At 70.9% G+C, this 17,082-nt stretch carries 17 protein-coding genes; 8 read left to right on the forward strand and 9 right to left on the reverse strand.

Going from position 1 to position 17,082, the window contains the following annotated elements:
• Window positions 1-300: 300 nt before the first annotated feature.
• Entirely contained in the window at window positions 301-942 is a 642-nt protein-coding gene (locus ACZ7DY_RS30535) for a DNA-3-methyladenine glycosylase (protein WP_471140938.1), read from the reverse strand.
• Between the two features lie 161 nt (window positions 943-1,103).
• On the opposite strand from ACZ7DY_RS30535, the gene ACZ7DY_RS30540 reads away from it, so the two are divergent.
• From ACZ7DY_RS30540 to ACZ7DY_RS30550, 3 genes are all read left to right on the forward strand, one after another.
• Window positions 1,104-1,886 carry a sporulation protein gene (locus ACZ7DY_RS30540; RefSeq protein WP_471140941.1) on the forward strand — a complete coding sequence of 261 codons (783 nt, stop codon included), beginning with the start codon at window positions 1,104-1,106 and terminating at the stop codon, window positions 1,884-1,886.
• A gap of 48 nt (window positions 1,887-1,934) precedes the next feature.
• Window positions 1,935-2,474, forward strand: a complete 540-nt coding sequence (locus ACZ7DY_RS30545; protein WP_471140944.1) for a YbhB/YbcL family Raf kinase inhibitor-like protein — start codon at window positions 1,935-1,937, stop codon at window positions 2,472-2,474.
• 180 nt (window positions 2,475-2,654) lie between these two features.
• On the forward strand, window positions 2,655-3,161 hold the full coding sequence (locus ACZ7DY_RS30550; protein WP_471140946.1) for an HNH endonuclease: 507 nt from the start codon (window positions 2,655-2,657) through the stop codon (window positions 3,159-3,161).
• Window positions 3,162-3,197: 36 nt separating this feature from the next.
• Here ACZ7DY_RS30550 and ACZ7DY_RS30555 read toward each other — a convergent pair whose 3' ends face one another.
• From ACZ7DY_RS30555 to ACZ7DY_RS30565, 3 genes are all read right to left on the reverse strand, one after another.
• Window positions 3,198-4,148, reverse strand: a complete 951-nt coding sequence (locus ACZ7DY_RS30555; RefSeq protein WP_471140948.1) for an SPFH domain-containing protein — start codon at window positions 4,146-4,148, stop codon at window positions 3,198-3,200.
• 99 nt (window positions 4,149-4,247) lie between these two features.
• On the reverse strand, window positions 4,248-4,676 hold the full coding sequence (locus ACZ7DY_RS30560; RefSeq protein ID WP_471140951.1) for an NfeD family protein: 429 nt from the start codon (window positions 4,674-4,676) through the stop codon (window positions 4,248-4,250).
• 45 nt (window positions 4,677-4,721) lie between these two features.
• Window positions 4,722-5,519: an ABC transporter ATP-binding protein gene (locus ACZ7DY_RS30565; protein WP_471140952.1), complete on the reverse strand. Its 798-nt coding sequence runs from the start codon at window positions 5,517-5,519 to the stop codon at window positions 4,722-4,724.
• A gap of 121 nt (window positions 5,520-5,640) precedes the next feature.
• On the opposite strand from ACZ7DY_RS30565, the gene ACZ7DY_RS30570 reads away from it, so the two are divergent.
• A complete protein-coding gene (locus ACZ7DY_RS30570) occupies window positions 5,641-6,429 on the forward strand; it encodes a hypothetical protein (RefSeq protein WP_471140953.1) in 789 nt (262 codons plus the stop codon).
• 66 nt (window positions 6,430-6,495) lie between these two features.
• Here ACZ7DY_RS30570 and ACZ7DY_RS30575 read toward each other — a convergent pair whose 3' ends face one another.
• From ACZ7DY_RS30575 to ACZ7DY_RS30590, 4 genes are all read right to left on the reverse strand, one after another.
• Entirely contained in the window at window positions 6,496-6,744 is a 249-nt protein-coding gene (locus ACZ7DY_RS30575; protein ID WP_471140955.1) for a chaplin, read from the reverse strand.
• A gap of 168 nt (window positions 6,745-6,912) precedes the next feature.
• Complete coding sequence (locus ACZ7DY_RS30580; RefSeq protein WP_471140957.1) at window positions 6,913-7,158, reverse strand: chaplin; 246 nt, start codon at window positions 7,156-7,158, stop codon at window positions 6,913-6,915.
• 183 nt (window positions 7,159-7,341) lie between these two features.
• Window positions 7,342-8,004: a response regulator gene (locus tag ACZ7DY_RS30585; RefSeq protein WP_471140959.1), complete on the reverse strand. Its 663-nt coding sequence runs from the start codon at window positions 8,002-8,004 to the stop codon at window positions 7,342-7,344.
• A complete protein-coding gene (locus ACZ7DY_RS30590; RefSeq protein ID WP_471140962.1) occupies window positions 7,997-9,142 on the reverse strand; it encodes a GAF domain-containing sensor histidine kinase in 1,146 nt (381 codons plus the stop codon). The genes ACZ7DY_RS30585 and ACZ7DY_RS30590 overlap by 8 nt, the downstream gene beginning before the upstream one ends.
• A 214-nt stretch (window positions 9,143-9,356) precedes the next feature.
• On the opposite strand from ACZ7DY_RS30590, the gene ACZ7DY_RS30595 reads away from it, so the two are divergent.
• From ACZ7DY_RS30595 to ACZ7DY_RS30605, 3 genes are all read left to right on the forward strand, one after another.
• Entirely contained in the window at window positions 9,357-10,055 is a 699-nt protein-coding gene (locus ACZ7DY_RS30595; protein WP_471140964.1) for an SDR family NAD(P)-dependent oxidoreductase, read from the forward strand.
• A complete protein-coding gene (locus ACZ7DY_RS30600) occupies window positions 10,052-11,116 on the forward strand; it encodes an S-adenosylmethionine:tRNA ribosyltransferase-isomerase (protein ID WP_471140969.1) in 1,065 nt (354 codons plus the stop codon). The genes ACZ7DY_RS30595 and ACZ7DY_RS30600 overlap by 4 nt, the downstream gene beginning before the upstream one ends.
• Window positions 11,117-11,445: 329 nt before the next feature.
• Entirely contained in the window at window positions 11,446-12,141 is a 696-nt protein-coding gene (locus ACZ7DY_RS30605) for a transglycosylase SLT domain-containing protein (RefSeq protein ID WP_471140972.1), read from the forward strand.
• A gap of 114 nt (window positions 12,142-12,255) precedes the next feature.
• On the opposite strand, the gene ACZ7DY_RS30610 is transcribed toward ACZ7DY_RS30605, so the two are convergent.
• Window positions 12,256-14,931: an ABC transporter ATP-binding protein/permease gene (locus ACZ7DY_RS30610; RefSeq protein WP_471140974.1), complete on the reverse strand. Its 2,676-nt coding sequence runs from the start codon at window positions 14,929-14,931 to the stop codon at window positions 12,256-12,258.
• A gap of 341 nt (window positions 14,932-15,272) precedes the next feature.
• On the opposite strand from ACZ7DY_RS30610, the gene ACZ7DY_RS30615 reads away from it, so the two are divergent.
• Window positions 15,273-16,973, forward strand: a complete 1,701-nt coding sequence (locus ACZ7DY_RS30615; RefSeq protein WP_471140977.1) for a streptophobe family protein — start codon at window positions 15,273-15,275, stop codon at window positions 16,971-16,973.
• The last annotated feature ends 109 nt before the right edge of the window (window positions 16,974-17,082 follow it).

The raw sequence follows: 17,082 nt of genomic DNA on the forward strand, positions 1-17,082 counted from the left end.
TTCGTGTTTCCAACCTTACCAGATCCGTTTTCCGTTCCGTTCCCGGTTCGGATTTCATTTCCGGTGGCCGTTGGAGGGCCTTTGCCTTTCGGCTGCCTTTCGGCGTGTCCACTACTTTAGCGGATTCCCTCCGCAACTCATAATCGAGTTCCGCGAGTTCGAATTCGGGCATGCGGGCACGCCGAATAGGACCCCGCCAAGGGGAAGTCGTGTAGTAGTGGTTGGCCGCCTCCGGCTTCCGACAGATTGTCGTACCCGGCTCAGCGGCTCGGACTACATTACGGATGCCCCCTGGACGCGTCAAGTTCGGCGGCGCCGGGGCGTATGGGCCCGATAAGGGCTCACCGTAGGGTCGTTGGCCGTCCAGAAGCGCCACGGGTGGACGCCTCCCTCCCCCGAGACTCCGGTGCGCGGGCCGCTCATGACCTGGTCGGGGCGGGGAGGGGTGCCCGCAAGGACGGTGAAGGGAGAGTCCGGGTCGCCGCAGACGTCGCTGCCGTCGAGCCGTCGGTCCACGTCGAGGGCGGTGGCAAGGCGGGCCGGGCCTTTGGCCAGTTCCTTGTCGTTACGGGCCGAGAGTCGACGGGTGCGGGCCAGGTCCGCGCCCTGCGTCACCTCTCCCGCACGCAGCAGGACGGCGCTCGCCTTGCCCTCGGGGCCGCACACCAGGTTCATGCAGTGCCACATGCCGTAGGTGAAGTAGACGTACATGTGTCCGGGCGGTCCGAACATCACGTCGTTGCGGGCGGTGCGGCCACGGAACGCGTGGGAGCCGGGGTCGACCTCTCCGGCGTAGGCCTCCACCTCTGTCAGGCGGACTTCGATCGGACCTTCCGCCGAGTCTCGTACGAGGATTCGGCCGAGCAGGTCCGGCGCGACCTCCAGGACAGGGCGGTCGAAGAAGTCTCGCGTCAGGGGCGTACGGTCAGGGGCCACGATCATGCCGTACGAGCGTAGTACAGGTGGTCTCGGAACGCGGGTGGCCTTCGGGCCGCCCGGTCGTAGGGGTGACGGCGCGGAACCGGCCGCGGTCCCCTCGCGTTTGTACCGATCAAGGATTCAAGTCGAGACGAACCACAGGCGGCGGCCTGGGGAGGAGAGTCATGGGGTTCAAGAAGCTGCTCGCGAGTCTGGGTGCCGGCGGCGCCTCGGTCGAGACCGTGCTGACCGAGGTCAACGTGGTCCCGGGCGGCGTCGTCCAGGGTGAGGTGCGCATCCAGGGCGGCTCGGTGGAGCAGCAGATCGAGGCGCTCTCCGTCGGTCTCCAGGCGCGGGTCGAGGTCGAGGGGAACGACCAGGAGACCAAGCAGGACATCGAGTTCATCAAGGTGCGGCTCGGTGGCGCCTTCACCCTGCAGGCCCAGCAGGTGCACGCCGTGCCGTTCAGCCTGGAGATCCCGTGGGAGACCCCGGTCACGAGCATCGACGGGCAGCAGCTGCGCGGCATGAACATCGGTGTGACCACCGAGCTGGAGATCGCGCGCGCCGTGGACTCGAGCGACCTCGACCCGATCAACGTGCACCCGCTGCCGGCGCAGCAGGCCATCCTGGACGCCTTCATCCAGCTGGGCTTCCGCTTCAAGAGCGCCGACATGGAGCGCGGTCACATCCGCGGTACGCGGCAGAAGCTGCCGTTCTACCAGGAGATCGAGTTCTTCCCGCCGCAGCAGTACCGCGGTCTCAACCAGGTCGAGCTGAGCTTCGTCGCCGACGACCGTGAGATGGACGTCGTCCTGGAGATGGACAAGAAGCCGGGTCTGTTCAGCGAGGGCAGCGACTCCTTCCGTTCGTTCAAGGTGGGGCTGAACGACTTCCAGGGCACGGACTGGGCGGCGTACCTGAACGAGTGGCTGTCCCAGGTCGGCAGCAAGCGCAACTGGTTCTAGGCTCGGAGAGGATCAGCGAGGTCCAGCAATCAACCAGGAGGTGCCTACGTGACCGAGCTCAAGAGGCCGCCGCTTCCCCATGACTTCCACCCGCCCGTGCCGTCGTTCACGGTCGTGAGCGAGGACTTCGAGCCGGGTGCGGTCCTCAAGGACGCTCAGGTCCACGCGGCCGGAAACACCTCGCCGCAGCTGCGGTGGGAGGGCTTCCCGCCGGAGACCAAGAGCTTCGCCGTGACGTGCTTCGACCCGGATGCCCCGACGGGCAGCGGGTTCTGGCACTGGACCGTCTTCGACATCCCGGCCTCGGTGACCGAGCTGCCGGGCGGTGCGGGCAGCGGCAAGTTCGAGGGGCTCCCCGAGGGCGCCGTGCAGGTGCGCAACGACTTCGGTACGAAGGACTTCGGTGGCGCGGCGCCGCCGCCGGGCGACCGGGCGCACCGCTATGTGTTCACCGTGTACGCGGTGGACCAGGAGAAGCTGGGGCCGGACTCGGACGCTGCTCCCGCGTTCGTCGGCTTCAACCTCCGGTTCCACACGCTCGCGCGTGCGCAGGTGATCGCCGAGTACGCCGCCCCCGCGGAGGACTGAGCGTACAAAGAGGACTGAGCGTACGGAACCGAGCGTTCACCGATTGTTTGCCCGCCCCCGGTCATGGAAGTGATCGGGGGCGGGCATTTTTTATTGCGTTGTCCATCTCGGCGTGCCCGGCCAGAGTTGATCCAAGCCCGCCAGGCGGTGGGCCGGTGCGTACGGGAGGTGGGCAGGTTGATGCGGGACACGCTGGTGCTGAACGCGAGCTTCGAGCCGCTCTCGACGGTGTCGCTCAACCGGGCCGTCGTTCTGGTGCTCCAGGACAAGGCCGTGGTCGAGCACGCCCACCCCGGGCTCCGGGTGCGCGCGGCGGCGATCGACATACCGGTGCCGCGGGTGATCAGGCTCTGCAGATACGTGCGGGTGCCGTTCCGAAGACAGGCGCCATGGTCGCGGCGCGGTGTGCTTGTCCGCGACCGGCACCGGTGCGCGTACTGCGGCAGGCGCGCGACGACGGTCGACCACGTGGTCCCGCGTTCGCAGGGCGGTGCCGACTCCTGGCTGAACACGGTGGCTTCCTGCGCCCTGGACAATCACCGCAAGGCGAACCGGACTCCGGAGGAGGCGGGGATGCCGCTGCTGCGCCAGCCCTTCGAGCCGACGCCTGCGGACGCGATGCTCCTGGCGCTCGGGCGGGACGAACTGGCCTCGCTGCCCGACTGGCTGGCTCAGCCCGCGGCCTGACGCGCGCCCCCGAAGGGGCGCGTCAGTCGATGCGCGTCAGTCGATGCGCGGCTGCTCGCGGCGCTCCTTGCCGGAAGGGGCGCTCGGGGTGCCGCCGCCCGAACCGCCGCCCATCGGGTTGAAGTTGCCGAGGGCGCCGCCCAGGCCCTTGAGCGCGTCGCCGATCTCGCTGGGCACGATCCAGAGCTTGTTGGCGTCGCCCTCGGCGATCTTCGGGAGCATCTGGAGGTACTGGTAGGAGAGCAGCTTCTGGTCCGGGTCGCCGGCGTGGATGGACTCGAAGACGGTGCGGATCGCCTGGGCCTCGCCCTCGGCGCGCAGCGCGGCGGCCTTGGCCTCACCTTCGGCGCGCAGGATCGCGGACTGCTTCTCGCCCTCGGCGCGGAGGATCTCGGACTGCCGGACACCTTCGGCCTGGAGGATGGCGGCGCGCTTGTCGCGGTCGGCGCGCATCTGCTTCTCCATCGAGTCCTGGATGGAGGTCGGCGGCTCGATGGCCTTGAGCTCGACGCGGTTGACGCGGATGCCCCACTTGCCGGTGGCCTCGTCGAGGACGCCGCGCAGGGCCGCGTTGATCTCCTCGCGGGAGGTGAGGGTCCGCTCCAGGTCCATGCCGCCGATGATGTTGCGCAGGGTGGTGACGGTGAGCTGTTCGATCGCCTGGATGTAGCTGGCGACCTCGTACGTCGCGGCCCGTGCGTCGGTCACCTGGTAGTAGATGACGGTGTCGATGTTGACCACCAGGTTGTCCTGGGTGATCACGGGCTGGGGCGGGAAGGGCACGACCTGTTCGCGGAGGTCGATGCGGTTGCGGATCGAGTCGATGAACGGGACGACGATGTTCAGTCCGGCGTTCAGCGTGCGGGTGTAGCGGCCGAACCGTTCGACGATGGCGGCGCTCGCCTGTGGGATGACCTGGATGGTCTTGATCAGGGCGATGAAGACAAGCACCACCAGAATGATCAGGACGATGATGATTGGTTCCATCGTGGCTCCCCGTACCCTTCATGCCTCGGCGTGTGTCCGCGGGATCTCAAAGATCTTGCTGGTCGAGTCTGTCAGAACCCCGTACCGCCCGTAGGGCATTCACATGACGACGGCGGTCGCTCCGTCGATCTCGACGACGTCCACTTCCTGGCCGGCCTCGAAGGCGTGACCGGTGTCGAGCGCGCGGGCGGACCAGATCTCGCCGGCGAGCTTGATGCGGCCGCCCGAGCCGTCGACCCGTTCGAGGACGACGGCCGTCCTGCCCTTCAACGCGTCGACTCCGGTGGCCAGTTCGGGGCGCTGGGTGCGGTGTCTCGCCGCGACGGGCCGTACGACACCGATGAGTGCGACGGAGACCGCGGCGAAGACCACGACCTGCATCACCGTGCCGCCGCCGAGGCCCGCCGTGACGGCGGCGGCGACGGCTCCCACGGCGAGCATGCCGAGCTCGGGCATGGCGGTCAGTACGAGCGGGATTCCGAGCGCGGCCGCCCCGATCAGCCACCACACCCATGCGTCGATGTCCACATGGTCATGGTAGGACCGCCGGTCCCCTCGGGGACAGGGCTCCGATCAGCCGAGCGGGAGGCCGGTGGCGGTCCAGCGGTCGTTCTTCTGCTCGACGACGAGCGGGAGACCGAAGCAGAGGGAGAGGTTGCGGGAGGTGAGTTCCAGCTCCAGCGGGCCCGCGGCGAGGACCTTGCCCTGCCGGATCATGAGGACGTGCGTGAAGCCGGGGGCGATCTCCTCGACGTGGTGCGTGACCATGATCATCGAGGGGGCGATCGGGTCCCTGGCGAGGCGGCCGAGGCGGCGCACGAGGTCCTCGCGGCCGCCGAGGTCGAGGCCTGCGGCGGGCTCGTCGAGGAGCAGCAGCTCGGGGTCGGTCATCAGGGCGCGGGCGATCAGGGTGCGCTTGCGCTCGCCCTCGGAGAGGGTGCCGAATTTGCGGTCCAGGTAGTCGCTCATGCCGAGGCGGTCGAGGAAGGCGCGGGCGCGCTGCTCGTCCATCTCCTCGTAGTTCTCGCGCCAGCCGGCGGTCATGCCGTACGCGGCGGTGAGGACCGTCTGCAGGACGGTCTGGCGCTTGGGCAGCTTCTCGGCCATCGCGATGCCGGCGACGCCGATGCGCGGGCGGAGCTCGAAGACGTCGGTGCCGGGCTTGCCGAGGGTCTCGCCGAGGACGGTGGCGGTGCCGGTGCTCGGGAAGAGGTAGCTGGAGGCGACGTTGAGGAGGGTGGTCTTGCCGGCGCCGTTGGGGCCGAGGATGACCCAGCGCTCCCCCTCCTTCACCGACCAGGAGACCTGGTCCACCAGAGCCCGGCCCTCGCGGACCACAGATACGTCCTCAAGCTCCAGTACATCGCTCATGAGCGCGCTGTCTCCCATTGCAGTCTCGGTCGTCGCTCGCGTCGGTGGACGCGGCCCCCGGATAAAACCTACGCCACCGGCCGAGCGTTCCTGTCGCGAGCCCGGTCCTTAGGCTGTGGGCATGCTCTCGGAACCACGCTCAGGACGTCTGGCCGCATGGGGAAATGCCCTTTTGGCCGGACTTGTTTCTCCGGATGACGCGGTCCTCGCGATGGTCGGCGAGGACGCCCTGCACCGGGTCGAAGGACTGCCCGGCGAGTCGGGCCCGGTCGGGCTCACGCTCGCGATGGGCCGGCTGCGCTCGCTGGGGGTGGCCGGCCTGCGGGTGGCGCTGCCCGCGCCGGGGCATCCGCTCGGGCTGAGCGGCCCCGCCGAGTTCAACGCGCGCGCCCTGGAGGCCGAGGAGGCCGTCGTCGGGTTCGGCGCGCCCTACGGGCTCGTGCCCGAGGTGTACGAGGCGGGGCCCGACGGCGACGTACACGTGGAGGTCGTCTGGCACTGCCTGCCCGTACGTGAGGCGCCGCCCGCGGATGTGCCCTCCCTCGGCGAGGCGGAGCGTGAGCTCGCGGAGGCGCTGCGGGAGGCGACGGAGGTGCTGTCCCGGCTCGATGTCGCGGGCTCCGGTCCGGTGGCGGAGGCGGCGCTCGACGCGTACCGGGCGCGGGCCGAGCGGGGCCGTGAGGTGCTCGCGCCGGGCTATCCGCCGCGCGCGGTGCGGGTGTTGGAGCTGGCGCAGCGGGTGGGTCTGCTGATCTCGCTGGCATACGAGAACGGGCACGGCGGGGCGGTGAGCGCGTCGGAGATGGCCGCGCGGGGTGCGGCGCTGCGCCCGGTGGAGCGGACCGCGCGCCGGGCGCAGGTGGCGGCGTTCAACGCGTATGTGGAGGAGCGTGAGCGCGGGGGGCGCTGAGGACGGCCGGAACGGCTACGGGCCCCGCGGGACAGGGTCCGCGGGGCCCGGGGGTGGGGCCGTGGCTCAGTGGTTCACGGTCGCGTCGCCGAACGCGGGGTTCAGCAGGCCGATGACGTTCACGCTGTTGCCGGTGACGTTGACCGGGACGTGCACCGGCACCTGGACGAGGTTGCCGGAGCCGACACCCGGCGACTTCGTGGCAGCGCCGTTGGCCTGGGCGTCCGAGGTGGCGGACGCCGCTCCGGCGGAGGCGCCCGCGGCGAGTCCGGCGGCGACGACGGCCAGGGCGGCCTTCTTGGCGATGCTGTTCATGGGAAGTGCTCCTCCTGATGACATGGGCGACCCCGGCTGCGGGGTCAGAAGGGTGTGCGGCGCGCTGGGGGTGCGGAGATCGGGGCCGGCCCCGCGCGGGATGCGGCGCGGAGCCGGCCGGCCGCGGATCCGGCCGCCTGGGCGCGGCCGGTTCGTCGCGGGGTGCGATCAGACGTTCTCGCAGACGTTCCCGAACGTCGGGTTCAGGGCGCCGATGACGGTGACGGTGTTGCCGCAGGCGTTCACCGGGATGTGGACCGGGGCCTGGACCAGGTTGCCGGAGACGACGCCGGGAGAGTTCTTGGCGACACCGTCGGCGTGCGCGCCACCGTGGGCGGAGGCCATGCCCGCGCCGGCCGCGACCAGGCCACCGGCGACCATCGTGACGGCGGCGGCCTTCTTCAGGTTCTTCACTTCTACGATCCTCCTGGACGGAAGCTGCGACCAGCCGTCGCAGCACGCAAGGAGAACGGCCACCCGTCGCGATGGATACGCCAATCGGGGGACATCTACACGACGGTATGAATCTCAGACCGGAAGGCGACGGTCCGCTTCAGGCCCCCGATGAGAGGTCACCGGGGGCCTTCGACGGTCTGATCAGCCCGTCACGCCATGCCGTACGGCCCAGAGGGCGGCCTGGGTGCGGTCGGCCAGGTCCAGCTTCATCAGGATGTTCGACACGTGGGTCTTGACGGTCTTCTCGGAGAGGACGAGGGCGCGGGCGATCTCGCGGTTGGAGCGGCCGTCGGCGATGAGGCCGAGGACCTCGCGCTCGCGCTCGGTGAGCGAACCGCCCCTGCCGTGGCCGTTGCCCGTCTCCTCCTGGGAGAGCAGCGCGCCGGCCACCTCGGGCTGCAGCAGGACGTGGCCCGCGTGGACGGAGCGGATGGCACCGGCGAGGGCGTCGGGGTCCACGTCCTTGTAGACGTACCCCGCGGCGCCGGCGCGCAGGGCCGGGACCACCGTGCGCTGCTCGGTGAAGCTGGTGACGATGAGCACGCGCGCGGGGTTGCCCAGCTCGCGGAGCTTGCGCAGCGCCTCCACGCCGTCCATGCCGGGCATCTTGACGTCCATCAGGACGACGTCCGGCCGCAACTCCTCGGCCTGCGCCACTCCTTCGGCCCCGTCCGACGCCTCGCCGACGACGTCGATGTCCTCCTGGATCTCCAGGAACGTGCGCAGGCCGCGGCGGACGACCTGGTGGTCGTCGACCAGCAGCACCCGGATCCCGGTCTTCGCGTTGTGCGCCGCGTCAGCCACCGGGGACCTCCATCTCGATCGTGGTGCCCTTGCCGGGCTCCGATTCCACCGTCAGCCGTCCGCCGACGCCGCTCGCCCGGTCCCGCATGGAGACCAGGCCCAAGTGCCGTCCCGCACGGCGTATGCCCTTCGGGTCGAAGCCCGCGCCGTCGTCGGTGACGCGCAGGACCGCGCCGGCACCGTGCTTGTCCAGGGCGACCGTGACGCGCTCCGCGCCGGAGTGGCGCAGGGCGTTGTGCAGGGCCTCCTGGGCGACCCGCAGCATGGCCTCCTCCTGGGCCGCGGGCAGCGCCCGCACGCCGTGGCTCTCGAAGGTGACCTGTGCGGAGTGCGCGCGGTGCAGCACCTGTGTGTGGGTGCGCAAGGTGGCGACCAGGCCGTCCTCGTCGAGGGCGGCGGGGCGCAACTCCACGACGGCCGCGCGCAGTTCGTCCGCGGCCTCGGCCGCCAGCACCGCCACCTGCTGCAGTTCGCCCTTGGCCCGGGACGGGTCGCGGTCCACCAGGGCCGCCGCGGCCTGTGCCGTCAGGCGCAGCGAGAAGAGCTTCTGGCTGACGGCGTCGTGCAGTTCGTGGGCGAGGCGCGAGCGCTCCTCGGCGATGGTCAGCTCACGACTGCGCTCGTACAGGCGGGCGTTGGTGAGGGCGATGGCGGCGTGCTGGGCGAGGATGGAGAGGAGCTCCGCGTCGTCCTCGGTGAAGCCGCAACCGCCTTGCGGCTTGGGGCAGTTCTTGTTGGCCAGGAAGATCGCGCCGAGCGTCTCGCCGTCGGAGTGGATGGGCACGCCGAGGAAGTCGCTCATCTCCGGGTGCGCGGAGGGCCAGCCCTCGAAGCGGGGGTCCTCCCGGACGTCGCCGAGGCGGACCGTCTCGCCCTTCTGGAGCATCGAGGCGAGGATGCCGTGCTGCCGGGGCAGGGGGCCGATGGCCTTCCACTGGTCGTCGCTGACGCCGTCGACGACGAACTGGGCGAATCCCCCGTGGTCGTCGGGGACCCCGAGCGCGGCGTACTCGGCGTCGAGCAGGTCCCGGGCCGAGGCGACGATCGTCTTGAGGACGTCGCGCACCTCCAGGTGTCTGCTCATGGCGAGGAGCGCGGAGCTCACCGCGGTCAGCCCTGATCGGGGTCCTTGACTCATGGTCACACCGTACCGGCGGGGTGTGACAGTGCGTATCCGACCTGTGGAGGCCGCCTCCTAGGGCGCAGGGCCTAGGCCCATGGTCCGGGACTAGGGCAAAGGGCCCCGCGCGGTTGCGGCTCCCGTACGAGGTGGCCGGGGCGCCGCCGTTCCTACGGTGGGTCCCCCGGTGGCACCCAGGAGGTGCGCCGGACGACCTGAGGGGATGGATGTCATGCCGGTAGCGATCATCACGGGGGCTTCGAAGGGGCTGGGGCGCGCGCTGGGCGGGGCCCTGGCGCGGTCCGGCTGGGATCTCGTGCTCGACGCGAGGAGCGCGGGGGTCCTCGCGGCGACGGCGCGGGAGCTCGGCGGGTCCGGCACGCGCGTGGAGGCACTGGCGGGGGACGTCACCGATCCGGCGCACCGCGCGGAGCTGGTCGCCGCGGCACGCCGCCTCGGCGGCCTCGACCTGCTGGTGAACAACGCCAGCGCGCTGGGCGCGGAGCCTCTCGTACGACTGGACGGGCTGGGGCTCGACGGGCTCCGGACGGCGCTGGAGACGAATGTGGTGGCCGCCCTCGGGCTGGTGCAGGAGGCGCTGCCGCTGCTGCGGGAGTCGGAGGGCGCCGTGCTCAACGTCAGCTCCGACGCGGCCGTGGAGGCGTACGAGACCTGGGGCGGGTACGGGGCGTCGAAGGCGGCCCTGGATCACCTCTCCGCGGTGCTCGCCGCGGAGGAGCCCGGGGTGCGGGTGTGGGCGGTGGATCCGGGCGACATGCGGACGGATCTCTACCAGGCGGCGGTGCCGGTGGACGATCCCTCGGGGCGCCCGCTTCCGGAGGAGGTGGTGCCGGCCTTCCTGCGGATCCTGGCGGAGCGGCCCGCCAGCGGCCGGTACACGGCGTCCGCGGTGCTCGCGGGTGCGCGATGAGCGTCCTCGGCCTGCCGTCGCGGGTGCCGGACGCGCTCGTCGCCCGGGTGCCGGCCGAGCAGCGCGGCCCCGGCCTGGGCAGGGACGCGGTGCGGCTGCTCGTCACCCGGGGCACCGACGTCGCGCACCACGCCTTTTCGGAGCTGCCCGCGGTGCTGCGGGCCGGGGACCTGCTCGTGGTCAACACCTCGCGGACGCTGGCCGCCGCGGTGGACGGCAGGCTCGGGCACGCGCGCGTGGTGGTGCACTTCTCCACGCGGGGCGCGGACGGGCGGTGGGCGGTCGAGCTGCGCGATCCGGACGGGGAGGGCACCACGCGCGCGCGTGGCGGTGGTCCGGCCGGTTCGGTCGTGCGGCTGCCCGGCGGCGTACGCCTTGTATATGAGGAGCCGATGGTGGCGGGCAGTCCGCGGCTGTGGTGGGCGCGGGTGTCGGCCGACGTGCCGGAGCTGCTGCGGCGGCACGGGCGTCCCATTCGTTACTCCTATACGGAGAAGGACCAGCCGCTCTCCGCGTACCAGACGGTGTTCGCGCTGCCGTCGGCGGACGGGGCGGGCAGCGCGGAGATGCCGAGCGCGGGGCGGCCGTTCACGGCGGCGATGGTGGCGGAGCTGGTGAGCAGGGGCGTGCAGTTCGCGCCGGTCGTCCTGCACACCGGGGTGGCCTCGCAGGAGGCGCACGAGCCGCCGTATCCGGAGCTCTTCGAGGTGCCCGAGACGTCGGCGCGGCTGATCAACGCCGCGCGGGCGGCGAGCGGCCGGATCATCGCGGTCGGTACGACGGCGGTGCGGGCGGTGGAGTCGGCCGCGGGGCCGGACGGCGTGGTGCGAGCGGCGGCCGGCCGGACGGAACTGGTGGTGACCCCGGAGCGTGGCGTGCGCGTGGTGGACGGGCTGCTGACCGGGCTGCACGAGCCGGCGGCGTCGCATCTGCTGATGCTGGAGGCGGTCGCGGGACGGGCGGCGATCGAGCGGGCTTATGCGGAGGCGGTACGCCGTCTCTACCTGTGGCACGAGTTCGGCGACGTGCACCTCATCCTCCCGGAGGAGGCCCCTCACTGAGAGCGTTGCTGGGGCAACTCCTGGTGAGACCGTTACGTGACCGATGTGAGCCCGCGCATAGGACGCACATCACGTACGAGGGTCCCTAGTTGATGGGAGTTCCCTTGACGGAAGCGGGGTAGGGGGTTCCGTGGGCCATGTGCGGACCCCCTGATCCACTACCCGGGATCGTACGTCACTTCTTTGCCACAGAATTTTGCGCCCGCTAAGAATTGCTCCCGTCGCTCGGCGCCGCGGTCCTGACCACCGCGGCGTTTGTGCCGGAGAAGCAAGCAACCTGTCCCCGCCGGACCAGAGCGACCTCCGCTATTCGAAGAGGTCCATCTCGCATGTCCAAGCACATTTTTCCTGGCCATAGTCCGTCCCCGGTGACCAGGGCCCAGAAGTTCTCGATCGCCGGAGTCGCCACGCTCGGCGCCGCCGCCCTCGCCTTCTCCCTCGTGCCGGGCAGCTCCGAGGCCACCACCCAGGCCGCCGGCGACGTCTCCCCCGTCGCGTTCGCCGCGTCCGCCGGCACGCAGCAGGCGGTCCACGCCAGCGTCACCAAGCAGCAGTCCAACGCCTCGCAGCAGGCGAAGGACGCGGCCGCGAAGGCCGCCGCCGACAAGAAGGCCGCCGACGAGGCCGCCGCGAAGAAGAAGGCCGAGGACGAGCGGAAGGCGAAGGAGGCCGCCAGCCGCGCCGCCGCCCGCAAGCCCGTCTACGCCAACAACCTCGACGGCTGGATCCGCCAGTCCCTGGACATCATGAAGGCCAAGGGCATCCCCGGTTCCTACGAGGGTCTGCACCGCAACATCATCCGTGAGTCCGCGGGCAACCCGCAGGCCGTCAACGGCTGGGACATCAACGCCATCAACGGCACCCCGTCGATCGGCCTGCTCCAGGTCATCAAGCCGACGTTCGACGCGTACCACGTCGAGGGCACCTCCACGAACATCTACGACCCCGTCGCCAACATCACGGCCGCGGCCAACTACGCCGCCGACCGGTACGGCTCGATGGACAACGTGAACGGCGCCTACTGAGCCTTGATCGCCTGATCACTGGACCTCTTCAGCCGAAGATGAGGTTCTCCGGACGCCGAAGGGCGGCACCCCGCGCGGGGTGCCGCCCTTCTCGTGTGCCCGGGGGCACGCGGGTCACTTGCGCATGACCTCCGGCTCGTGGCGGCGCAGCAGGCGCGCGACCGCGACACCGCAGACGATGCCGAGCAGGAGCAGCACCGTGATGTTGATGCCCCACTGGCTCACCGAGTGCTCCCACAGCGGGTCCAGGTCGCCGGGCTTCTTCGGGTCCCACGGCGGCATCAGGTGGCCGAGGTCGAGCGTGGCGCCCGCGCCGGCGATGGCCCAGCGGGACGGCATCAGCCAGGCGAACTGCTCAAGGCCGGGCGAACCGTAGACCTGGAAGAGGACGCCGGTGAAGACGACCTGGACGATCGCGAACATGACCAGGAGCGGCATGGTCTTCTCGGCGGTCTTCACCAGCGAGGAGATGACCAGGCCGAACATCATCGAGGTGAAGCCGAGCGCGATGATCGTCAGACAGATCTCCGCGGCCGGGGGCATGATCAGGCCCTCTTCGGGCAGGTCGCGGGGGGCGAAGCCGATGCCGCAGATGATGACGCCCTGGATGGCAGTGATCACGCCGAGGACGATGACCTTGGACATCAGGTACGCGGAGCGGGAGAGGCCGGTGGCCCGTTCCCGTTCGTAGATGACCCGTTCCTTGATCAGCTCACGTACGGAGTTGGCGGCGCCGGAGAAGCACATGCCGACCGCGAGGATCAGCATGATCGTGCCGGCGTCCCCATTGAACTTGACCGGCGGTTTCGGCGGCGCGAGGCCGAAGTCGGCCGGGATCACGACGCTGACGACGCCGAGGACCGCGGGCAGGATCACCATCAGGCCCATGAAGCCCTTGTCCGAGGCGATCACGGAGACGTAGCGGCGGATCAGGGTCCACAGCTGCGAACCCCAGCCCTGCGGCTTCGGCGGCTTCACCGCCTGCGGCGGCGGCATCTGTACGGACTGCGCGGCGACGGCGTCGATGTCCGCGGCGTACATCTGGTAGTGCTGCGAGCCCTTCCAGCGGCCCGCCCAGTCGTAGTCGCGGTAGTTCTCGAAGGCGGAGAAGACGTCGGCCCAGGTGCTGTAGCCGAAGAAGTTCAGGGCTTCCTCCGGCGGACCGAAGTAGGCCACCGAACCGCCCGGCGCCATCACGAGGAGCTTGTCGCAGATCGCCAGCTCGGCGACGGAGTGCGTGACGACGAGGACCGTACGGCCGTCGTCGGCGAGGCCGCGCAGCAGCTGCATGACATCGCGGTCCATGCCCGGGTCGAGGCCGGAGGTCGGCTCGTCCAGGAAGATCAGCGACGGCTTGGTGAGCAGCTCCAGGGCCACGGAGACGCGCTTGCGCTGACCACCGGAGAGGGAGGTGACCTTCTTCTCCTTGTGGATGTCCAGCTTCAGCTCGCGCAGCACCTCGTCTATGCGGGAGTCGCGCTCGGCGTCCGTGGTGTCGGCCGGGAAGCGCAGCTTGGCCGCGTACTTCAGGGCCTTCTTGACGGTCAGCTCCTTGTGCAGGATGTCGTCCTGCGGGACCAGACCGATGCGCTGGCGCAGCTCGGCGAACTGCTTGTAGAGGTTGCGGTTGTCGTAGAGGACGTCGCCCTGGTTGGCGGGCCGGTAGCCGGTGAGCGCCTTGAGGAGGGTCGACTTGCCGGAACCCGAGGGGCCGATGACCGCGATGAGCGACTTCTCCGGGACGCCGAAGGAGACGTCCTTGAGGATCTGCTTGCCGCCGTCGACGGTGACCGTGAGGTGGCGGGCCGAGAAGGAGACGTCACCGGTGTCGACGAACTCCTCGAGCTGTCCGCCGACGAGACGGAAGGTCGAGTGGCCGACGCCGACGATGTCGTTCGGGCCGATCAGGACCGTCGAGGACTTCGCGATCGGCTGACCATTGACGTAGGTGCCGTTGTGGGATCCGAGGTCGTGGATCTCGAAGCGGCCGTCCGGCGTCGCCGTGAACTCGGCGTGGTGGCGCGAGACCTGCAGGTCGGAGACGACCAGCTCGTTCTCGAGGGCACGGCCGATGCGCATCTTGCGGCCGAGCGCCAGCTGGTGGAACGTCGTCGGGCTGCGGTCGCCGTAGACCGGCGGGGCCCCCGCAGCGCCGCCCGTCCCCGGAGTCTTCTGTGCGTACTGCTCGGCCGGCCCGCCCTGCTGCTGAGGCACAGGCGACTGGTGCTGCTGCTGGGCCTGGTGCTGGTGCTGCGGCGGCTGATGCTGTTGCGGCTGCTGCTGTTGCGGCCAGCCCTGCTGCTGCGCCTGGTACGGGGCCTGCTGCTGGGGTGCGTGCTGGGCGTGCTGGGCGTGCTGCTGGGGTGCCTGCTGATGAGGGGCTTGCTGGTGAGGGGCCTGCCCGGCCCAGCCGGGTGCCTCCTGCTGGTGCTGCTGGTGCTGCTGGGGCGCGTGCTGCGGCGTGGATACGGCGGCGGCCGCGGCGGCCGCGCCCGCGGCTCCTGCGGAGACGTTCACCAGCGGGCCGTCGGTCGCGTTGCCGAGGTGCACGGCCGAACCGGGGCCGATCTCCATCTGGTGGATCCGCTGGCCCTGCACGAAGGTGCCGTTGGTGCTGCCGTGGTCCTCGATGACCCAACTGCGCCCGCTCCAGCTGATCGTCGCGTGCCGCCAGGAGACCCTGGCGTCGTCGAGCGAGATATCCCCCTGCGGATCACGTCCGAGGGTGTACGGCCTGGACGCGTCGAGCGTCCAGGTCCTGCCATTCAATTCCAGTACGAGTTCCGGCACTCCATGCCCCACGTGAGTTGTCCCCCGAGCTAGCCCCCATCGATGGGGAGTCTAGGGATGTCGAACATCGGGAGGAACTATTTCAGGCGGAGGGCTCTGACCGAAAGTCGGGCCTTGTGAAGACTGCGTACGGGCGTGAACGGTTGCCCCGTTGACGGGGCAGATACCACCCCGGAGAGTGGTAAGAACCCATCAGTGCATACGGATCATGCTCATTGGGCGCATTTCACCCATGCCGCTCATCGCCTCTCTTAGGCCCATGAGGTGGGGGAAACGCCGGGAAGCGCATGGCACGCCTGCGACGGGTGATGGGACGGCGCACCGCGGTTCGGGGGGTCCTCATGGCAGCCGGCGAGTACAAAAGTGAAGGCCGGGGCGTGCGCTGGGGCGATGTGCTGCTCTCCGCGATCGCCTCGGTGAGTTGGGCGCTGGTCGGCATGGCGGGGGTGGCCGCGCTCGGGCTGCACCTCCTCGGCGCGGACGCGGTGGGCTCGCTCGGGCCGATGACGGCGGCCACCGTCGCGCTCGGCGCGGGTGGTTCGGTCACCCCGTCCGGGGACGTCTCGGCGTTCGGGCTCGACGGTGCCGAGGCGGTCACGACGATCGATATCGCGCCACTCGGGGTGGGCCTCGTGGGCGCCCTGCTCCTCGCCCACTTCTTCCTGCGTTCGCTGCGCGGGGCGGGGGCCGTCATCGCGCCCGCCGAACTCCTCGCGCGCGTGGGCGCGGTGCTGGCCCTCTTCCTCGCGATGCTCGCGGGGCTCGCCTGGGCCGGTCACGACCTCATCACGATCGACGGGAAGCACCTCGGCATCGACAAGGGCGTCGAGGAAGGGCTCGACCGGCTGCCGGGCGGCATCGGCGACAAGCTGCCCGGCGGGATCGGGGACGTCGGCGGACTCCTGCCCGACCGGCTCGGGGACCTGGCCGCGGCGAAGGCCTCCGTCGGGTTCACCGTGGACACCGGCGCGACCCTGCTCGGCGGGGCGCTCTGGGTGGCCGGTGTCCTGCTCGTAGCGCTGCTCGCGTCGCGACGCACTCCGCTGCCGCACCGCCTCGGCGGCGTGCACCGGGTGGTGCGGCCCGCCGCGTCCGCGCTGGTCACGGTGGTGCTGGTGGCGGTCGCGGCGGGGATCGCCGCGGCGGCGTACGCGATGGTCGGCGACGCCCACCCCAAGCGCATCGCGGGCGCCGCACTGCTGGGGGCGCCGAACGGGGTGTGGCTCGGCGTCCCCCTGGGGCTCTTCGTGCCGTGGGACGGCAGGGCGACGGGCGCCCTCACGCGGTTCCTGCCGGACCCGGTGGACGACCTCCTCACGGGCCCGTCCGACAAGGCGCTCACCCTCGGCAGGCTCGCCGAACTCGACCGCAGGGTATGGCTGTTGGGCGTCGCGGCTGCCGTGATGATGCTGTTCGCGGGGGTGCTGACGGCGGTACGGACTCCTCGGATACGGGGAGAGGGCTCCGTCATCGGCTTCGCGGCCCGGTGCGGTCTGCGGCTCGGGGTCGTGGCGGCGCTCGGGCTCGTCCTCCTCACCCGGCTGACCGAAGTCTCCGCCGACGCCTCGCTCTCCGTCCTCGGCTTCGACGCGTTCGGCGCGGGGATCGAGCTGCATGGGCGGGTGGGGCCCGCGATGCTGCTCGGGGCGGCGTGGGGGGCCGGGGCGGGTGTGTTGGGGGCGTTGCTGTCGCTCGCCACGGGGGCCGCGGGCGGCGGGACGGCGGTGCTCGCGGAACGGACCGCGGGGCGGGACCCCGGCCGGGGCTCGGGGTGGACCTCCGCGCAGCCCGGCGCGCCCGGCCAGGCACCGGCGCCGACCGGAGCCGGTCCCTACGCCCCCGGTACACCGCACCGACCACCCAACCCCGACACGAACCCCTACCTACGACCCCCCGGAGACGTCTCCGGCGCCCCCACGGTGGCAGGCCCGATAGCCCCACCCCCCACCCCCCACAACGCCCGCCCACGCCCCCGCTCGACGGACTGGCCTCCTCCACCGCCACCTCCCCCACCGCCTCCGAATCCGCGGGGGTCCCGCTGAGTGGTCGCGGGGGTGGGCGCCGCCTGGGGGCGGGGCGGGTGCGTATGGGCGAGGCAGCGGTATGGGGCGGGCGGGCGACGGGGGATCTGGGCGGACGGGCGCGAGCCCA

This window comes from Streptomyces sp. NPDC037013, from assembly GCF_055607265.1.

Coding starts and splice junctions, on each gene's coding strand:
- ACZ7DY_RS30535 (WP_471140938.1), bottom strand. CDS start 942: ATGATCGTGGCCCCTGACCGTACGCCCCTGACGCGAGACTTCTTCGAC.
- ACZ7DY_RS30540 (WP_471140941.1), top strand. CDS start 1,104: ATGGGGTTCAAGAAGCTGCTCGCGAGTCTGGGTGCCGGCGGCGCCTCG.
- ACZ7DY_RS30550 (WP_471140946.1), top strand. CDS start 2,655: ATGCGGGACACGCTGGTGCTGAACGCGAGCTTCGAGCCGCTCTCGACG.
- ACZ7DY_RS30555 (WP_471140948.1), bottom strand. CDS start 4,148: ATGGAACCAATCATCATCGTCCTGATCATTCTGGTGGTGCTTGTCTTC.
- ACZ7DY_RS30565 (WP_471140952.1), bottom strand. CDS start 5,519: ATGAGCGATGTACTGGAGCTTGAGGACGTATCTGTGGTCCGCGAGGGC.
- ACZ7DY_RS30570 (WP_471140953.1), top strand. CDS start 5,641: ATGCTCTCGGAACCACGCTCAGGACGTCTGGCCGCATGGGGAAATGCC.
- ACZ7DY_RS30575 (WP_471140955.1), bottom strand. CDS start 6,744: ATGAACAGCATCGCCAAGAAGGCCGCCCTGGCCGTCGTCGCCGCCGGA.
- ACZ7DY_RS30590 (WP_471140962.1), bottom strand. CDS start 9,142: ATGAGTCAAGGACCCCGATCAGGGCTGACCGCGGTGAGCTCCGCGCTC.
- ACZ7DY_RS30595 (WP_471140964.1), top strand. CDS start 9,357: ATGCCGGTAGCGATCATCACGGGGGCTTCGAAGGGGCTGGGGCGCGCG.
- ACZ7DY_RS30600 (WP_471140969.1), top strand. CDS start 10,052: ATGAGCGTCCTCGGCCTGCCGTCGCGGGTGCCGGACGCGCTCGTCGCC.
- ACZ7DY_RS30605 (WP_471140972.1), top strand. CDS start 11,446: ATGTCCAAGCACATTTTTCCTGGCCATAGTCCGTCCCCGGTGACCAGG.
- ACZ7DY_RS30615 (WP_471140977.1), top strand. CDS start 15,273: ATGGCAGCCGGCGAGTACAAAAGTGAAGGCCGGGGCGTGCGCTGGGGC.